Genomic DNA, 16,637 nt, shown 5'->3' on the forward strand with positions numbered 1-16,637 from the left:
AAATGCATCTTTTGATAGAATTCTTTTTCTTTCGGGTTCGCCGTCGCGCCCTTCACGTCTTTTGCCGAAGCTGAACATGCAGGCAAGCGCCAATAGATCTGCACCAATATAGGACACAACCACAATGATTTCCCCAGCCTCCCGCGTCTATATCGACGCCAGCGTGCCGGTGCTGCGCGAGCACGGCGTTGCCATCACCACGACTTTTTACAAGAATATCTTCGCCGAAATTCCGACGCTGACCAACCTGTTTAACATGGGCAACCAGGCCAATGGCTCGCAGCAGCAGTCGCTCGCCTCGGCCGTATTCGCCTACGCCGCCAACATCGGCAGCCCCGACAAGCTCGGCCCCGTGATCGAGCGCATCGTGCACAAGCATGTCTCGGTGGGCGTACGCGCCGAGCACTATCCGATCGTGGGGCGCCACCTGCTCGGCGCCATCGCCCACACGCTCGGTGAGGCGGCCACGCCGGAGCTGCTCGCTGCATGGGCCGAAGCCTACGGCGCCCTGGCCAATATATTCATCGCCGCCGAACAGAAAATGTATGCCGCCGCCGGCATCGAACCCGGGCAACAGCGCGCCATGCGCGTAACGAGCGTGGTGCGCGAAAGCGAGGACGTGCTGGCGATCCGCATGACGCCGGTGGACGGCGGATCGGCGAGCGCATTTCACGCCGGGCAGTATCTGAGCGTGTCCGTTCCCCTGGCCGATGGCCGCAGCCAGATTCGCCAGTACAGCCTGTCGGACGCGCCAGCCACCGACAGCCTGCGCATCTCGGTCAAGCGCGAACACGGCAGCGGCACGCCGGCCGGCGAGGTATCGCAGTGGATTCATCAGAATGTGCGCGAAGGCAGCGTGCTACAGGTCTCGCCCCCATGCGGGGACTTTGCCATCGATACCGAGTCCGACCAGCCGCTGGTGCTGCTGTCGGCCGGCGTGGGCATCACACCGATGATCGCCGCCCTGAACCGGATTGCGCAGCACAATCCGCAGCGCCGCGTGATCTTCGCCCACGCCGCCCGCAGCCAGGCGCACCACGCGCACCAGGCCGACCTGCTGGCAGCCGGCGCGCTGATGCCGCATCTGCAAGTAATAACCTTCTATGAGGAAGGCGGCGGCGCGCTCGAAGGCCGGATGGAAGTCGCGCGCCTGCCCGCGTGGGAGCGCACCGGGACCGATGTTTTCCTGTGCGGACCGCTGCCGTTCATGCAGGCGCAGTGGCAGGCGCTGCTCGCCTGCGGGGTGCCGGTCGCGCGTCTGCATCGCGAAGTGTTCGGCCCGGAAGCGCTTGAGCATATCCTCACGCAGTAAGTCCGCGGGTACGACGGGCCTTGTCGCTCGCCTAGTTCGCCACCACGTGAACATGCTTGCCGCTGATGCTGCGCTGGGCCGGATCGCCATACACGGTGATGCTGCCCGAGCCATTGGTCTGGGCCACCAGCGCCTGCCTCACGCGCGCGCTGATGTCGCCCGAGCCGTTGGTGCTCAAGTCGGCGCGCTCGCTGGCCAGCGCCATCAGGTTCACGCCGCCGGATCCGAATACGCGCGCATTGACGTTGGTCGCCGCGCCGCTGGCGAGCATGTCGCCCGAGCCATGCACCTTGACGTTGAGCGCATCGGCCCTGACCTCGCCCATGGTCAGGCGCCCGGAGCCGTTCAGTTCAAGATTGGCGTTCCCGCTTTGCAGGGCGCTCGCATTGACGCTGCCCGAGCCGCTCAGCGCCATGTTCAGGCTTCCCACTTTCCCCGACAGCTGGCTCTCGCCGGAACCCGATTTGGTCAGCGTCAGCGCGCCGCCGTTAAAGCCGCTAGCCACCAGGCGCCCGGAGCCCGACGCCCGGATCTGGCCCAGTTGCGGCGTGGTGTAGATGATGCGCAGGCTGTTATTGGTGCGCACGCCGCCCTGCACCCAGACCCGCATCGCAGCGCCCGTGTTTTCGGTGCGGATCAGCGGCAGCAGGTTGCTGTCCGCTTCCACTTGCAGCGACGGCGCCGGGCCCACCCGCAGCTCGACCTGCAGCGGTCCGCTCATGTCAAATTCGGTCAGGCCGGCTGACGCCGCGCGGCGCTCCAGCATCACCTTGCCGTCGCCAACCACGGCATCCTTGCCGAAGACGGTATGCAGCGAGACGTCGCCGTCATTGGGCGCAACGATGATGGCGCAGCCGGCCAGGGCGGCGGCGGCAACTAAAGTGAGGGCGAGCAGTGGACGCATGATGTGCCTTTGTTGAGGTGGGAAAATCGACGCCGTTGCGTCAGTGGTCTCACCTTAACAAAATGCCTATGTAGCGCCCCCCGCAATGCGACGAACTGCATAAAACGGGCAATGAGCCGTCAGCTGCGCACCACCATCAAGCCGGCGCGCAGGCCAACCCGCACGTCCGGATTGGGAAACACGACCAGTTCTTCGGCGTGTTGGACGCGATAGACGGTCTCGCCGTCGGTGGCAATCACGTCGCCTTGCTGCAGCGCGGTAAAGTTTTGCGTGCTGCGGTCGAAGGCCATCTGAAAACCGCTTGATAGCTTCATGATTTCCTGCGCCACCTTGAAGACATGCGGCTCCACCTTTGGCGCGGCCGGCGCAGCGCCGCGCAGCAGGTCTTCAAGCGCCGCCTGGACGTCGGCAAACAGCGACAAGTCGTTCTGTCCCAGCGTACCAACGCGCCCCAGCTCCACCGTGCTGGCGGCAGCGCCATGAAACTCGGCCGAATAATAGCTGTAGGTGCCGGCCGACTGCGGATTCATGATGATGGCGCCGATCGCCGCCTGCCCCAGCCACCCAATCAGCGCGCTCTTGGCGCCGGCGGCGATCAGGTCGGGCACGATGGCAAAGGTTGGATAGACGGACGGCCGAATCGCCGTATGCAGGTCCAGGTGCCAGCGCTTTGGGCCGGCGCCGTCGAAAAACGCGTCGGTGGCGGCGATCATCGCGTCCGCCCGCCCCGCTTCCGCCGCGTCGGCCAGCGCGCCGCGCACCGGACGGAACATCCGATTCAGGTCCGCATCAATAAAGCGCTTGCCGGCCGCGATGGCGTCGATATTGCCAACGCAAACCATCAGGTCCACCGCCAACGCATGCGGCTCCTGCGACAGGGCCTCGAGCACCTGGGCCACCACTTCGATCGGCCCCGTTTCATCCCCATGCACGCCGACCGACAGCACCACGGCGGCGCGCGCCGCCGCAGCATCGCCCTTGATGCTCAGGATGCCCTTGGCGCTCTGGAGCACGGTGAAACCGGCGGCGACAAAGCGCTGCGCGACGGCGCCGAAATCAGCTTCGGCCAGTGCGCGCACGGCCTCTGGCAATGCTCCCGGGGTAGGCATCTTATGCCGCCACCGGGACCGACGTGGTGGCCTCGGACAGCGCCCACACGTCCAGCATCGCCTGCTCCAGTTCGAGCGCAGGCGCGTAGCCGGCCAGGCCCATGCTGTTGGTGACCAATTCCACCGCTTCCATGGCGTCGCCGCCGCTCGACGAGCGGCCCAGCACCTGCAGCAACAAGCGCTGCTGCGTGCGGCGCAGCGCTTGCGTGGCGTAGCTGCGCAACTGTTCCTGCGACTTGGAGTGGGCGGCCAGCTTCAGGCCGCGCTCCAGCGTGTCGATGCCGGCCTGGCCGCGCAGCGCCATGCCAACTTGCAGGAACTGGGCCAGCGACATGCCGGCCGGGCGCTGCACCGACACCGCCGCAAACAGGAATGTGGCGACCGCTTCGATCGCATCCACCGCTTTCCACGCCTGGGTGAACGAAGACGCCAGCGCCGGGTATTCGTCCGCCTCGGCCTTGAACGGCATCAGCTGGCGCAGCATTTCCGGCTCGGCAAACAGGCGTGACAGTTCTTGCATGCCGCCGGCGCCGCGCTGCAAATCCACGGGAACCGACAGCACGCCTTCGATGATGGCCTTGAACAGTACGCGGGTGCGGGCGTCGACCTTGATCGACACTGCCCGCGGCACGTTGAGCGCGTCCGCGTCGAGCGCGGCGAACACCGGCGCCAGGTGCAGCGCCGACCACGACTGGCCCCAGGCCTTGACCACATCCGACTCGTCCACCGAATGCTCCACGGCCAGGTCGCGGATCATCAAAGGGCCGCAGCGGTTGACCGCTTCATTGGCCAGCACCGTGGCCAGGATGGTATTGGCCAGCGGATGCGCCAGCGCGTTGCGGGTGGCCACCAGCTGGGTCGGGAAATAAGGCTTGAGCACCGACTCGGCCCATGGCAGTTCGGTCAAAGGCAAGGTCGCCATGATGCGCTTGAAACGGTTCTTGACGTTGGCAATGACGACCGCCAGTTCCGGCGCCGTCAGACCAATGCCGCCCGCCTTGCGGCGCTGCAGTTCGGCGTCGCTTGGCAGCTGTTCCAGTTCGCGCGAGAGCGCACCCTCCGCTTCAAGGCTGGCGATCAGCGCCGCGTAGCCATCCACCACTTCAGGATGCACCTGCGATTGCACTTCGCGCGTGAGCAAGTGGGTCTGCTGCTTGTTGTCGCGCAGGACCAGCTCTTCGATCTCGCTGGTCATGTCGTTGAGGATGCGGTTGCGGTCCACTTCCGGCAACTGGCCGGCGTTCACTTCGGTGTCGAGCCAGATCTTGACGTTCACTTCATGGTCAGAGCAATCCACGCCGGCCGAATTGTCGATCGCGTCGGTGAAGATACGGCCACCGGCCAGCGCAAACTCGATCCGGCCGTTCTGCGTGGCGCCCAGGTTGCCGCCTTCGGACACCACCTTGCAGCGCAGCGCGTTGCCATTGACCCGGATATGGTCGTTGGCGCGGTCCTTGACCTGCGCGTTGGTTTCGGTCGAGGCCTTGATATAGGTGCCGATGCCGCCGTTGTAGAACAGGTCGACGGGCGCGAGCACGATGCGGTGCATCAGTTCTTCCGGCGTGAGCACGCTCTCTTCGATGTCGAGCGCGGCGCGCACCTGGGGCGTCAGTTCAATCGAACGGGCGGTGCGCGGAAATACGCCGCCGCCCTGCGAGATCAGCGCCTTGTTGTAGTCTTCCCACGAAGAGCGTGGCAGCGCGAACATGCGCTCGCGCTCGGCGAACGAGACGGCGACGTCCGGCGCCGGGTCAAGGAAGATATGCCGATGGTCGAACGCGGCCAGCACCTTCAGCTGGCGGCACAGCAGAACGCCGTTGCCGAACACGTCGCCCGACATGTCGCCCACGCCGACCATGGTGATCGGGGTGGTGTTCATGTCATGGTCCATCTCGTAGAAGTGGCGCTTGACCGCTTCGAACGCGCCCTTGGCGGTGATGCCCATTTTTTTATGGTCGTAGCCGTTCGAGCCGCCCGACGCAAACGCGTCACCCAGCCAGAAGCCGCGCTTGACGGCGATGCTGTTGGCAATGTCGGAGAACGTTGCCGTGCCCTTGTCGGCGGCCACCACCAGGTATGGATCGTCCTGGTCGTAGCGCACGGTGTCCTGCGGCGGCACAATCTCGCCGCGCACGCGGTTGTCGGTCACTTCCAGCAGGCTGGAGATGAACAGGCGGTAGACGGCCTCGCCTTCAGCCGCGATGGTTTCACGCACCGCGTCTTTCGGCATCTGCTTGCAGACAAAGCCGCCCTTGGAACCGGCCGGCACGATGACCGCGTTCTTGACCATCTGCGCTTTGACCAGGCCCAGTACTTCGGTGCGGTAGTCTTCCATCCGGTCCGACCAGCGCAGGCCGCCGCGGGCGACCGGGCCGCCGCGCAGGTGCAGGCCTTCGAAGCGGCGCGAGAACACGTAGATTTCGCGGTACGGACGCGGCTCGGACACCAGCGCCAGCTTGCTGGTGTCGAACTTGAAGATGATCTTGTCGCCCTGCTGGTCGTTCTGGAAGTAGTTGGTGCGCACGGTGGCGAGCATCAGGTCGACCAGCGCGGCCAGGATTTCCTCGGTGTCGGCATGGTTGACCGCGGCCAGGCGCTTCTTGACGGACCGGATCTTGTCGGCCGTGGCGACGCGCTCGGCTTCAGGCAGCGATGGGTCGAAGCGGGCGATGAAGTATTCCACCAGCTCCTTGACCATGCCCGGCTGGCGGCGCAGCGTGTCGGCCATGTAGCGCACCGAAAACTTGCTGCCGGTCTGGCGCCAGTAACCGATGTAGGCGCGCACCAGCTGCACTTCACGCGTCGACAGCCCGCCTTCGATGACCAGGCCATTCAAGCGCCCGTCTTCGGCTTCATCGTTGAACAGCGACGCAAACAGCTCCTGCGCCACTTCCACAATGTTCGGCCTGGCCAGCTTCGCCGCGCTGTCGGCATCCACCGCCAGGCTGGTGACAAAGCGCCTGGAACCGTCGGCCAGCACGATCGAGTAGGTCTGCTCGCGGTCGATCGCCACGCCGGCATTTTGCAATGCCGGCAGGATGCGCGAGAGCGACGGCACAGCGCCCACCGAATACAGGCGCACGGTGGCGCTGCCGGCGTCGTCGGCCAGCACGCGCACGGCAACGTGGCCTTCATGGCCGTTGTGCAGCAGCGCGTTCAGGTCGTGGAAGGCCACTTCCGGCGCGGTCGCGGTGACATAATTGACCGGCAGCGTGGAGCACAGTTTGCGCAGGCTGCTGCGGGTGCCCATGTCGAACACATTGTCGGTCAGCGCGGCGAACTTGTCGTGCCAGCCGTCGAGCACCGACAGCAGCGGGCGCTGGATGTCCGTTTCCAGGTCGAGCGGGTAGCGCGCGGCGTGGGCGATCAGGTAGACGCGGGCCAGCGGGCCGTCGGCCACCAGGGTCTGCGAACGCACGTCCAGCGCGCCCGAGCTTTCCTTCAGGGCGCTGGCCAGGGCGGCGGCCACGGCGGCGCTGTAGCGCTCGCGCGGCAGGTAGACCAGCACGTTCAGGTGGCGCGCATACACGTCGCGCCGCGCGAACACCTTGGCGCGCGGTTGCTTGTACAGCGACACGACCGAGCTGCACACTTGCGAGAGCCATTCGGGATCGGACTCCAGCGCTTCGGTGCGCGGCAGCGATTCGAGAATTTCGAGGAATTTTTCGGCGCGAAAGCCTTCCTGGCGCACGCCGGCCAGGCTCAGGACCTTGGCCACGCGGCCGCGCGCAAACGGCAGGCGCGCCAGCGGCGTTGCGGTGGCGGCGCGGGTGAACAGGCCGACAAAGCAATGCTCGCCGCGGATATTGCCCTGGGCGTCGGTGTCGCGCACGCCGATAAAGTCGAGCGGCTGGTCGCGGTGCAGCGTGCCTTCGACGTCGGCCTTGACGATCGAGAGCGTGTCGGCGCGCTTGGACAGGGTTTCAAAGTCGCCCGGGATGTTGGCGATGCAGGTCCCGTAGACCGGGTGCGCCGTGTCTTGCAAGACGCCGATGCGGCTCGGGATGTCGCGCTCAAGTTCGCGCACGCCCGGCTTGACGACGTAATACGCGTAGCCGAACAGCTCGAAGCCTTCATTTTTAGCCCACTCGAGAAACGCCGCCGCTTCCTGGCCTTCGGTGCCGTTCATGGCGGCCGCTGCGGCCACGGAGGTCAGGCGGTCAGCCATGGCCACCGCATCGCGGCGCACGACAGCCGCGTCGCGCGCGACCATCTGCAGGCGCGCGACCAGCGCGGCCAGTTCGTCGGCCAGCAAGTCTTCGGCCAGCAGGCACAATACATACGATTCCAGCGGTGCGCCGGCTTCACCGACGGCCACTGCAGCGCCCGCCGCATCGCGCCGCACGGCCAGCACGGAATTCATGACGCCGGTGACAGCCACGCGCTGCTTGCGCATTGCCATGACGATCGAATCGACCAGGTAAGGCATGTCGTCGTTCAGGATGAGCAAGGCAGTAGCCATGCCGCCGCGGCCATCGGAGTGGCGCAACTGGGCGATCTGGCAGCCCTGGACGGTGCGCCCGGCCGCCTGCGTGAAGCCGTCGTGCAGCACCGGCGCGAGCGCGTCGGGGGAGGTGCCGGACAGGTCTTCATCGTCCAGCGATGCAAGCCAGGCGCCGATCAGGGCTGCGACCGGGCTGCCGTCTGCGGCGCCATGGTTGGCGTTGATCAGGTCAAGCGTCTGTTTGCGCAAATCTTGTGGCATCTGTTTCATCTTGCATCTCCAATACTTGGTTGTATTCGTCGCATGCGCGCCTGCTTGTGGCGGTACGTTTGCGCATTTATTGGCGAACGGGGTTGGCCCGTCCAGTCATAATTTTCGAGTGGGCGTATTCTACGTCAGGTCGTAAAGTCCAGGCAGCGCGAGAATGCGCATCAGTTCCTCCAGCGCCAGCTGGCATTCGATCGCCAGCTGCGGGTCGGCCAGGTCCTTGGGGTCGAGCTGGTCGCGGTAGTATTTGCCGACCCACTCGACCAGCGTGGCGTACAGCGCCTCGGTCATGATCACGTTCTGGTGCATGGCGCCCGCTTCCAGTTCGGTAAGCGCCACGCGCAAGCGCAGGCACGCCGGTCCGCCGCCGTTGCGCATGCTCTGGCGCAGGTCGAAGTGAATCAGTTCATCGATCGGACCGTCGCTGGCGACGAGCTGCTCGAGGTAGCGCGCCACGGCCAGGTTTTCCTCGCACTCCTGGGGAATGACCAGTGCCATCTTGCCATCCGGCTTGGTGAGCAACTGGCTGTTGAACAGGTAACTGGCCACCGCGTCGCCGACCGACACCACGCGCGTATCGACGCGAATCGGGTTGAGTTGCGCGCCCACGCCGTCCAGCGCCGCGCGCAGTTTATTGAGCACGGCCGCTTCATCGTGAAACGCCTGCTCGTGATAAAACAGCACGTTGCCGTTGCCGACCGCGATGACGTCATTGTGGAACACGCCCTGGTCGATCACATCCGGATTCTGGGACGCGAACACGGTGCGCGCCGCATCCAGGCCATGCAGGCGCGCGATGGCTTGCGACGCTTCCATGGTCTGGCGTGCCGGGTATTTTTTCGGGCTTGGTGCGGACGGGTCGAATTCGACCTTCCCGTAGGTGAAAAATTCGACACCCCTGGCGCCATGTTCGGCACACAAGCGGGTGTGGTTGGCCGCGCCTTCATCGCCGAACGCCGGCGTCGACGGCAGCGGCGCGTGCACCGCAAAGTGCTTTTCGTCGCTGAACAAGGCGCGCAGCGTGCGACTCGACTGGGCATGCTCGTCGGCGCGGTGCAGCTTGTTGTTCAGGTTGGCGGCGGTGAAGTGGGTGCGTCCATCGAAGGTGTCGGCGGACGGGCTGACGGTTGCCGCGTTGGCGGTCCACATGGGCGAAGCAGAGTAGGCGCAGGCCAGGATCACGGGTGCCTCGCGGTAGGCGCGCGCCAGCACGTCGGCGTCGGTGCCGCCAAAGCCGATCGAGCGCAGCAGGCGAAAGTTGGGACGCGACTGCGGCGGCAGCAGCGCCTGGGCAAAGCCACGCGCGGCCAGCGCGCGCATCTTGGCCAGGCCCTGCAAGGCGGCCTGCCTTGGATTGGACGCGCTTTTCACGTTGGAGAACGAGGCCACGTTACCGAACGACAGGCCGGCGTAGTTGTGGCTGGGGCCGACAAGGCCGTCGAAGTTGTATTCGCGTGCTGATGGCATGATGGTGTTGTCCTGTAGTCCTAGAACGTGAGGCCTGGAGACAGCTTGGCCGGCATTTCGAGTTCACTCGTTTCGATCGACGCGACCGGATACGCGCAGTAGTCGGCCGCATAGTAAGCGCTGGGACGGTGGTTGCCCGATTTGCCCACGCCGCCAAACGGCGCGCTGCTGGCCGCACCGGTCGTCGGCCGGTTCCAGTTGATGATGCCGGCGCGCGCCTGCACCGCGAACTGCTTCCACAATGCCTCGTCGTTCGACAGCAGCGCCGCGGCCAGGCCGAATTCGGTGTTGTTGGCGACCTTGATCGCGGCGTCAAAGTCGGCCACGCGCACGATCTGCAGCAGCGGGCCGAACCACTCTTCGTCAGGGATGCCCTTGGCGTTGGTGACGTCGACGATGCCGGCCGTGACAAAGCCCGCCTTTGGATCGCGCTGCGTCATTTGTAGCAGCACCTTGCCGCCCTTGGCGGCCATGTCGGCCTGGGCTTGCACCAGGCGCGCGGCCACTGCTGCCGAGACGACCGGGCCCATGAAAGGCTGCGGTTCGGCGTTCGAGGCGCCAACGCTGAGCGTCGCCGCCACTTCGACCAGGCGCTCGATGAAGGCGTCGCCTTCTTCGGTATCGGCCACCACCAGCCGGCGCGCGCAGGTGCAGCGTTGGCCGGCCGAGATAAACGCCGACATGATGGCGTGGTGGACGGCGGCGTCGATATCGCGCACGTCCCACACCACCAGCGGATTATTGCCGCCCATTTCCAGCGCCAGCATCTTGCCGGGCTGGCCGCCGAACTGCTTGTGCAGCGCCACGCCGGTCTGGCAGCTGCCGGTGAACAGCACGCCGTCGAGCCCATCGTTTTTGCCCAGCGCGATGCCGGTGTCGCGCCCGCCGTTGACCAGGTTGATCACGCCGGCAGGCAGGCCGGCCTGTTGCCACAGCTGCACCGTCTTGATCGCGGTGCGCGGCGCGTATTCGCTGGGCTTGAAGACCACCGTGTTCCCGGCGATCAGGGCCGGCACGATATGCCCGTTGGGCAGGTGGCCGGGGAAGTTGTAGGGACCGAAGACGCCGAACACGCCGTGCGGGCGGTGGCGCAGCACGGCATTGCCGTCGGCGACCTTGGCCGCCACTTCGCCGGTGCGCGCGCCGTAGGCCTGGATCGAGATGTCGACCTTGTTGGCCATGATCGCCGCTTCGCTGCGCGCTTCCCACAATGGTTTGCCCACTTCCTCGGCAATGGTCTGCGCCAGCTCTTCCGCGTTTTCCTTGAGCAGGTCGCGATAGCGCGTGCACACGGCGATGCGCTCTTCCAGGGGCGTCAAGGCCCAGGCATCGAACGCTGCGCGCGCTCCCTGCACCGCGCTCTGCACGTCCTGCGCGGTGGACTCGTTGCTTGACCAGGTCTGCGCGCCGGTCGATGGATCGATCGTCACCAGTTCCTGGCCGGTCCCGGCCAGCCATGCGCCGTTGATGAAATTGCTGAGGTTAGACATGTACATTCTTCCTTACGCTAAGTGACAGCGTGCGAATCGAATCGCCGCTTTGGCAGTGCAGTAATGCCAGCTCCGACGCCGTCAAGGCGATCTTGCCGGCGACGGGATTGGCGTGGGTGACGATCATGCGGAAGTCTTCCAGCCTGGTGTTCGACACCAGCAGCGGCTCGGCATCAGTTGACACTGCAGATGGGTCGGCAATCGCCACCGTGCTGTCGCGCAGTGCGCGCAGCTCGGACACGCGCGCCTGCAGCACCGGGCCGGCGTCAAAAATATCGACGTAGCCTTCAAAGTGCATGCCTTCCTGTTCCAGCAACCGGCGCGCGGGCGCCGTCGAACGGTGCACCTTGCCGATCACTTCCTGGGCGTCGTCCGGCAGGTATGCCACGTACATCGGCTGGCGCGGCATCAGCTCGGCGATGAAGGACTTCTTGCCTATCGCCGTCAAATGGTCGACATGGTTGAAATCCATCTTGAAGAAGTGGCGGCCCAGGCCTTCGTAGAAAGGCGAGCGGCCGTCTTCTTCCTGGTAGCCGCGCATTTCGGCGATCAGCTTTTCGGTGAACAGATGCGGGAACTGGGCGATGAACAGGAACCGGCTTTTCGAGAGCCACTTGCCGTTGTTGCCGCTGCGGTAATCGGGGTGCAAAAACAGCGAGCACAGTTCGGTCGCGCCGGTCAGGTCGTTGGACAGGTAGAGCGTGTCCATCCGGCTGAACACGTTCAGCTCGTGGCTGGAATGGACCAGGGTGCCGATGCGGTAGTTATAAAACGGCTCATCCAGGCCCACCGCGCCCTTGATCGCGCAGATGCCGGCCAGGCGGCCACTGGAAGTGTCTTCCATCACGAACATGTAATCGCGCTGCTCGGGCGGGATGGTGCCTGCGAACGAAGCCACGGCTACCGTCACGCGGTCGCCCAGCATCTTGCGGTCCGGCTTGAGGGTGGTCATGCCGCTGCCGACCTGCTTCGCCAAGTCGATCAGCGGGTCCAGGTCCGCTGCGGTGATTGCGCGTACAACTAGCATAGGGTTCTCTCTTTTTTCTCTGTCAGATTCTGACGCAGATGACGTTTTCGCCCGGCACCACCATCAGCGCGTCCTGGACTTCCTGGGTCAGGCTGACGGTCTCGCCGCTGTCGGCGGCCGGACACGACGCGGTGACGGCGCGGAAGTTTTCCTCGCAGCTGGCGGCAATCGCATAGGTGACCATCAAGTCCGACGAATTGCCAGGTTCGGCATGCAGCACGCGGCGCAGCATGGAGCCGGAGAACGAGCGCAGGCTGTTTTTGTGGGCTTGCAGGATCGGGCCGCCGTCGAAAATGTCGACGTAGTCGTCAGCTTCGAAACCTTCCTCGGTCAGCAGGCTGAAGGCAAGTTCACCGTCGGCATGGATCTGGCCCATGGCGGCCTGGGCGTCGCCAGGCAGCAGCGGCACATAGACCGGATAGTGCGGCATCAGTTCGACGATCAGGGTGCGGTTGCGCGCCCCGCCGATGACTTTTTCAGCATCTAGAAAATCCATCTTGAAGAACTTGCGGCCCAGCGCCTCCCAGAACGGCGACTGGCCGTTGGCGTCGGTGACGCCTGCCAGCGGCACGAAAAAGCGGTCGCCAAAGCGGTGCGGCGCGAGCACCGCGAACAGCAAGCGCGCGCGAGAGAGCAGGCCCGCTTCAAGGCCGGCGTGGGCGCGGTCATTGAGGTAAAAACCGGACAGCTGCGAATACGCGGTCAGCTCCGAACAGAGCGTGAGCGCATGCACGCTGTGGCTGATATTGAGGTCGCGCGAGACTTGCTGGATGACGTCGTTGCGAAACGAAAAATAGGTGCCGTTGGAACCGGCCGACGCGAAAATGGCGGCGGTGCCGACGATGGCGCCGCTCGACTGCTGTTCCAGCACGAAGACGTACGACTCTTCGCTTGGAATGTCGACATGGGCGGCAAACGATGCGATGGAGCGCTCGACCGCGACGGCGATTTTCTCGCGCGTCCTGGGGAGCGTGTGCACGCCGCGCGTGGCCCCGGCCAGCAGCGTTTCGAGGGCGTCGATATCCGTAAGTTCAACCGGACGAACAACAAACATGGGAGCTCCCTAAAGGACTAGCGACTTGCTTGAACTTGCTTGAACCAGCTTGAACGACCAGCCCCGCGCGTGCGGGGCAGGCCAGTTGGGCTTACTTGGCAGGCGCCGTTTACAGCATGCCGGCGACGGCGGCGCGCATGATGCGGTCCGCTTCGTCAATTTGCGCGTCGGTGACGATCAGGGCGGGCGCCAGGCGCACCACATCGGGGCCGGCGATCAAGAGCATCAGGCCCATCGCTTCGCACGCCTTGGTGATGTCCTTGGCGCGGCCCTTGAACGGCTCGGCGACCGGCAGACCAATGAGCAGGCCCGAACCGCGCACTTGGCCGAACACCTGCGGAAAGTCGACCGCGAGCTGGGTGAGGTTGGCAAAGATCTTGGCCGACGCTTCTTTTACGCGCGCCAGGAAAGCTGGCTGGTTGATCATGTCGATCACGTTCAGCGCCACGGTGGCGGCCAGCGGATTGCCGCCGTAGGTGGTGCCGTGCGAACCGACGCCGAAGTGCGCGGCGATCTCGTTGGTGGTCAGCATGGCGCCGATCGGGTAGCCGTTGCCGAGGGCCTTGGCGGTAGTCAGGATGTCGGGCGTGACGCCCTTGTCCATGTACGCGTACAGCGCGCCGGTGCGGCCCACGCCTGACTGGACTTCGTCGAAAATGAGCAGCGCGCCGACCTTGTCGCAGCATTCGCGCAGCGCCTGCAGGTATTCCGGATTGCCCGGAATGACGCCGCCTTCGCCCTGGATCGGTTCCACGATCACGGCGCAGACATCGTCGCCAATGGCGGCGCGCGCAGCGTCGATATCGTTGTAGGGAATGTGGTGAATTTCTTGCGGCAGCGGCTCGAAGCCCTCGGTGTACTTGGGCTGGCCGCCGACGGACACGGTAAACAGCGTGCGGCCGTGGAACGACGACAGGCACGAAATGATGCGCGACTTGTGGGGGCCGAACTTGGTGTGGGCGTACTTGCGCGCCAGCTTCAAGGCGCCTTCGTTCGCTTCCGCGCCCGAGTTGCAAAAGAAAGCGCGGTCGGCAAAAGTGGCTTCGGTGAGCGCGAGCGCCAGGCGCAGGACCGGCTCATTGGTGTAGCCGTTACCGAGGTGCCACAGGCTGTTGATCTGCTGGGTCAGCGCGGCGACCAGGGTCGGGTTGCAATGGCCGAGCGACGAGACAGCGATGCCGGACGTGAAGTCGAGGTAATGCTTGCCATTTTGATCCCACAGGTCGAGTCCGGCGGCGCGCACGGGCACCATCGCGGCGGGCGCGTAGGTTGGCACGAGGACGTCGTCGAAAGTCTGCCTGGTAACAGGGCGGGTTGTCGTAGCGGAATCAAGCTTAGCGTTCATGGCAATCCTCATCCAATGTTAGGGGGGCGCATCCGGCCGAAACCGCTGGATGCATCGACCCATTATAAGAACGCCGGCCCCAAACATCTTTTGAATACGCGACAAGCATTTTCATTTTTGCCCACCACCAACAGCCCCCCCCCCCCGGGGTCAGACCTCGATTAAAGAATTTCTTCAAACTGGAGGTCTGTCCCCATTGTTTTTATTGTTTGATCGCGACCGGCCGACATTCGCATTTCCAGACACGCCATTGATCTCCGAAGACGAACAACGAAGCCCATTTTTCGCCAAATTCGTTGCTTAATTGGTGTCAGACCTCCAATTTCAGGAAATTTATTAATTGAGGTCTGACCCCGATGGGGGGGTGGCGAGTTTGCGCTGGCGCTCTTCGCGGGGGGTGTGGCCGAACAAGGCGCCAAATGCGGTCGAGAAATGCGAGCCGCTCGAGAAGCCACACATCAGCCCCACCTGGACGATTGAATAGTGGGTGTCAAGTAGCAACTGGCGGGACCTTTGCAGTCGCAGCTCCAAGTAGTAGCGCGACGGCAGGCTGCCAAGATATTGTTTGAACAGGCGTTCAAGTTGGCGCCGGGAAATGCCGACCAGGTTGGCAATGTCATCCGTCGATAGCGGCTCTTCAATGTTCGACTCCATCAGCGTCACCGCTTCCGTCAGCTTCGGTTGCAAGGCGCCAAACCGCGCCTGCAGTGCCACCCGCTGCCGCTCTTCCTTCCCGCGCACCCGGTCCACGCACAGCGTTTCCTTGATCTGGGCCTGCACGCCGGCGCCAAACAGCGTTTCCACCAGCGTCAAGGCAAAGTCGATGCTGGCCGCGCCGCCGCAGCAGGTCAGCCGGTGCTCGTCCACTTCATACAGATGCGGTGTAAACAGCGCATGGTCGGCGATGCTGTCGACATCCACATACAAGGCCCACGGCAGCGCCGTGCGCACGCCGTTGAGCACGCCCGCGTCGGCCAGCCACAGCACGCCCGCCCCCACCCCGCCCCAAAACGGCGCGGCGCGGCAGCGCTCGATCAGCTTGCGGCTGTTGGCCGGTTTCAGCGATGCCTGCGCTTCGTCAGCCACCAGCAACACCAGGTGCCAGTGCGACTGGTCGCCGCCGACAAATTTATCGGGGCTGCGCACGTCCACGTGCAGCCGCTCGGGGCCGACAATCTTGGCGGCCAGGCGCAGCGGCTGGTACAGGCCCGACCAGGTCAGCGTGTCCGGCTCGCCGGCGTTAATCAGCAGCACGCGCAGCGGCTTTTCCTGGGCAAGGCGGGAGAGTTTGGTAAGTGGCATGCGGCTTGTCGGCTTACTCGGGCACCAGCGCGCCGGCAGGACGCCGTTCGCTGTTCCATTGACTCACTATCATACCGGAGATCAACAACGCCGCGCCGATCCAGCCGCGCGCCGTCATCGTTTCGCCGAGCCAGAAAAACGCGAAAAACGCGGCGGCCGCCGGCTCGAAGGCATAGATCACGGCCGCTTCATTGGCGCTGCTGTGACTCTGCCCCCAGGTCTGCAGCGAGATGATGGCCGCCGTGGCCACCACGCCGAGGTAGACAATATTGTAGGCGCCGCCCTCGAGCGCCGTAGCAATGTTTTGCGCGTAGACGTCAAAGGCGGGCCTTGCAAACGGTACTTCGGTCGCCAGCAGCCACAGCGCCGCGCAGGCGGCCACGGTGGCAATCTGCATCGCGGTGATGGTCATCAGGCGCGTGGCGGCGCGGGTGTGCACTTCCATCATCTTGACGTACAGCCCGAAGCACAGCGCCGCGCCCAGCGCGAGGGTGTCGCCAAAGCCCCACGCGCCGCCATCCCACGACAGCGCGCCCAGCCCGGCCACGGCCAGCGCCAGCGCAATCCAGATGCGCGGCTCGGGAGCGCGCCCGGCCACGATGCCCAGCAGCGGGACGATGAGTACATTGAGCCCGCAAATAAAGGCGTTGCGGTTCGAGCTGGTCAGGTTCAAGCCTTCGACCTGGAACACGTAGCAAAAAAACAGCAACAAGCCCAGCAGCAGGCCGGAACGCAGGTCGGCGCGCGCGCCGCGCACCAGAAAGGGCGCGAGCAGCAGCGCCGCCAATGCAAAGCGGGTGAACACGATCCAGGCCGGCGAGACGGCCGCCGTCAGCGCTTTCATGGCGGGAAAGGTGGTGCCCCAGACCAGGGTGACGACCAGCAGGGCCAGAATGCCCCGCAACTGGTAACTCAT

At 64.8% G+C, this 16,637-nt stretch carries 11 protein-coding genes; 1 reads left to right on the forward strand and 10 read right to left on the reverse strand.

Translation table 11 applies throughout. From position 1 onward, the window contains the following. Positions 1-124: 124 nt before the first annotated feature. Complete coding sequence (locus tag ACP7BV_RS10930) at positions 125-1,312, forward strand: globin domain-containing protein (RefSeq protein ID WP_426103848.1); 1,188 nt, start codon at positions 125-127, stop codon at positions 1,310-1,312. Positions 1,313-1,343: 31 nt separating this feature from the next. On the opposite strand, the gene ACP7BV_RS10935 is transcribed toward ACP7BV_RS10930, so the two are convergent. From ACP7BV_RS10935 to ACP7BV_RS10980, 10 genes are all read right to left on the reverse strand, one after another. Beyond that, on the reverse strand, positions 1,344-2,216 hold the full coding sequence (locus ACP7BV_RS10935) for a head GIN domain-containing protein (protein ID WP_426103849.1): 873 nt from the start codon (positions 2,214-2,216) through the stop codon (positions 1,344-1,346). Between the two features lie 119 nt (positions 2,217-2,335). Continuing rightward, on the reverse strand, positions 2,336-3,325 hold the full coding sequence (locus tag ACP7BV_RS10940; protein WP_426103850.1) for a succinylglutamate desuccinylase: 990 nt from the start codon (positions 3,323-3,325) through the stop codon (positions 2,336-2,338). A 1-nt stretch (position 3,326) separates the two neighbouring features. Beyond that, a complete protein-coding gene (locus tag ACP7BV_RS10945) occupies positions 3,327-8,039 on the reverse strand; it encodes an NAD-glutamate dehydrogenase domain-containing protein (RefSeq protein WP_426103851.1) in 4,713 nt (1,570 codons plus the stop codon). A gap of 120 nt (positions 8,040-8,159) precedes the next feature. Next, the gene (gene astB / locus ACP7BV_RS10950; RefSeq protein WP_426103852.1) at positions 8,160-9,503 is read right to left on the reverse strand and encodes an N-succinylarginine dihydrolase; all 1,344 of its coding nucleotides are present in this window, start codon (positions 9,501-9,503) and stop codon (positions 8,160-8,162) included. Between the two features lie 20 nt (positions 9,504-9,523). Continuing rightward, complete coding sequence (gene astD / locus ACP7BV_RS10955; RefSeq protein WP_426103853.1) at positions 9,524-10,993, reverse strand: succinylglutamate-semialdehyde dehydrogenase; 1,470 nt, start codon at positions 10,991-10,993, stop codon at positions 9,524-9,526. Beyond that, complete coding sequence (gene astA, locus ACP7BV_RS10960) at positions 10,986-12,020, reverse strand: arginine N-succinyltransferase (RefSeq protein WP_426103854.1); 1,035 nt, start codon at positions 12,018-12,020, stop codon at positions 10,986-10,988. The genes astD and astA overlap by 8 nt, the downstream gene beginning before the upstream one ends. Before the next feature lie 22 nt (positions 12,021-12,042). Then, complete coding sequence (locus ACP7BV_RS10965; protein WP_426103855.1) at positions 12,043-13,074, reverse strand: arginine N-succinyltransferase; 1,032 nt, start codon at positions 13,072-13,074, stop codon at positions 12,043-12,045. Between the two features lie 109 nt (positions 13,075-13,183). Continuing rightward, positions 13,184-14,419: an acetylornithine/succinylornithine family transaminase gene (gene astC, locus ACP7BV_RS10970; RefSeq protein ID WP_426103856.1), complete on the reverse strand. Its 1,236-nt coding sequence runs from the start codon at positions 14,417-14,419 to the stop codon at positions 13,184-13,186. 336 nt (positions 14,420-14,755) lie between these two features. Beyond that, positions 14,756-15,721, reverse strand: a complete 966-nt coding sequence (locus ACP7BV_RS10975; protein WP_426103857.1) for a GlxA family transcriptional regulator — start codon at positions 15,719-15,721, stop codon at positions 14,756-14,758. Positions 15,722-15,734: 13 nt separating this feature from the next. After that, on the reverse strand, positions 15,735-16,637 hold the full coding sequence (locus ACP7BV_RS10980; RefSeq protein ID WP_426103858.1) for a DMT family transporter: 903 nt from the start codon (positions 16,635-16,637) through the stop codon (positions 15,735-15,737).

It is taken from the genome of Massilia sp. TSP1-1-2, assembly GCF_049896185.1.
Taxonomy (GTDB): Bacteria; Pseudomonadota; Gammaproteobacteria; order Burkholderiales; family Burkholderiaceae_D; genus Telluria_A.

Bases quoted from the DNA above. Each gene is read 5' to 3' on its own strand.
- ACP7BV_RS10930 (WP_426103848.1), top strand. From the start codon at position 125: ATGATTTCCCCAGCCTCCCGCGTCTATATCGACGCCAGCGTGCCGGTG.
- ACP7BV_RS10935 (WP_426103849.1), bottom strand. From the start codon at position 2,216: ATGCGTCCACTGCTCGCCCTCACTTTAGTTGCCGCCGCCGCCCTGGCC.
- ACP7BV_RS10940 (WP_426103850.1), bottom strand. From the start codon at position 3,325: ATGCCTACCCCGGGAGCATTGCCAGAGGCCGTGCGCGCACTGGCCGAA.
- ACP7BV_RS10945 (WP_426103851.1), bottom strand. From the start codon at position 8,039: ATGAAACAGATGCCACAAGATTTGCGCAAACAGACGCTTGACCTGATC.
- astB (WP_426103852.1), bottom strand. From the start codon at position 9,503: ATGCCATCAGCACGCGAATACAACTTCGACGGCCTTGTCGGCCCCAGC.
- astD (WP_426103853.1), bottom strand. From the start codon at position 10,993: ATGTCTAACCTCAGCAATTTCATCAACGGCGCATGGCTGGCCGGGACC.
- astA (WP_426103854.1), bottom strand. From the start codon at position 12,020: ATGCTAGTTGTACGCGCAATCACCGCAGCGGACCTGGACCCGCTGATC.
- ACP7BV_RS10965 (WP_426103855.1), bottom strand. From the start codon at position 13,074: ATGTTTGTTGTTCGTCCGGTTGAACTTACGGATATCGACGCCCTCGAA.
- astC (WP_426103856.1), bottom strand. From the start codon at position 14,419: ATGAACGCTAAGCTTGATTCCGCTACGACAACCCGCCCTGTTACCAGG.
- ACP7BV_RS10975 (WP_426103857.1), bottom strand. From the start codon at position 15,721: ATGCCACTTACCAAACTCTCCCGCCTTGCCCAGGAAAAGCCGCTGCGC.
- ACP7BV_RS10980 (WP_426103858.1), bottom strand. From the start codon at position 16,637: ATGAGTTACCAGTTGCGGGGCATTCTGGCCCTGCTGGTCGTCACCCTG.